1 protein-coding gene and 1 pseudogene are annotated in these 1,509 nt (G+C 39.7%); both read right to left on the bottom strand.

The genetic code is table 11. The features are described 5' to 3' along the window. Positions 1 to 774 (bottom strand): annotated as a pseudogene (locus AC0QT1_RS08570) (metallophosphoesterase); the annotation flags it as partial. A 328-nt stretch (positions 775 to 1,102) separates the two neighbouring features. Beyond that, the coding region (locus tag AC0QT1_RS08565; protein ID WP_473202124.1) for a M23 family metallopeptidase at positions 1,103 to 1,509 on the bottom strand (407 nt) is incomplete at its 5' end.

Genomic DNA, 1,509 nt, shown 5'->3' with positions numbered 1-1,509 from the left:
CTCATAGACAGGATAAGCACGGCTTTTATACACATATACATAGTCTTGATAGGTTTGTGGTCGACCAAATTCCGTTAAGTCGCCATTGATGATAGAAAATGCTGCTGTATGTGATTCTATGGCCTTTGCTACTTTCTTATTTGTTTCTAACCAAGGACCTCTGTTGCTCTTTGCGTTAGGATCGCCTGAAGTCAAGCGCCATGGCTGCGGATCGGCTGCTATGACGACAGAATAATCTTTTACCGGCTCTTTTCTTTTTACGTACCAAATGACTCGAGCGTTTTTCCCCCCTTCCTCTCTTCGTTCAAAATAATACCCTTTGTTGCTCGAGGTAGCAGAATATTCAGGGCTTCCTATATAGGGGTTATACCAGCCGAATGTTAAAAGCGTTCCATCATCTTGTATTCTATATTGCATCCGACCACCGGCTCCAAAAAGCCAAGCATTCGATGTTGTTGCTGCTTTTCCTACCGAACCAGGTGTAATGATACTCCCAACCCTTGTCTTATCCCAATATTCACCTGTTTTCCACTGTCCACGCTTAATACTTCTAGCAGTTAACACCATAGAAGTAGGTGGATTAAGTTCATTGACGATGTAAACATCTGTTGAACGATCATCAAAGGCACTTTGTTTTGGTTTTGGTAATTTTTCAATAAAGCTTTGTCTTGTTTCGTGTGTCACAGAAAGAGTTTGCGTATGAGAAAAAGAAGGTTTTACACACGAACAGATGGTAAGAAAAATCCCAATGATTGTTCTATATTTGTATTTCATAAAATTACTCTTATAAATTAAAATTATTGACTTTACCAAATATTTAACAGCCGTTACTTTGTAAGGGTGTTAAAGTTGCTTTTTTATGATAAAATTGCCTTTTTTGTGACTGTTTCTTGAAACAAAATGATACATCTAAAAGCATTGGGTAACAAACGCCCAATTCATAATGCAGTTTGTGAAAGCCTTTAAGAGAACGGTAGAAAGGATAAGCCCGCCTTATCGCCTTATCGCCGTTTTCGTTAAGCCTTCTCAACGGAATGATTTTTGACAAAAACCTTCAAGAGAAAGAATTTTAGCCATCACTGAAGGGAGTGTTCTGTATGATTTAAGACGTGTCGTTTGATGATTTTATTGGGCTTTTTAACAAAGAATCAATATTGTTTTTTTCGTGCAGGAATGCTTCTAGATCTTGCGTTTTTAAAGCTTTACTGTCAGGAATGCGGATGCGCATGGGATCCACTTTTACACCATTGACAATGATTTCAAAATGGCAATGGGGACCAGTTGCCATCCCAGTTGCTCCGACATAGCCAATGACTTGTCCTTGTCGTACTTTTGTGCCCAGTTTGATGTCTGGTGCATAACGACTTTGGTGCGAATAACTGCTGACATATCCATTGCTGTGTTGAATTTCTGTATGATTGCCATACCCACCGGTTACGCCAATTTTTATGACAACACCATCTCCTATCGCAATAATGGGCGAGCCTTTTGGAGCAACCCAGTCAACGC

It is taken from the genome of Bartonella sp. P12B (assembly GCF_055796185.1).
The sequence above is the reverse complement of the archived record's forward strand: the minus strand, read 5'-3'. Positions and strand labels throughout refer to the sequence as shown.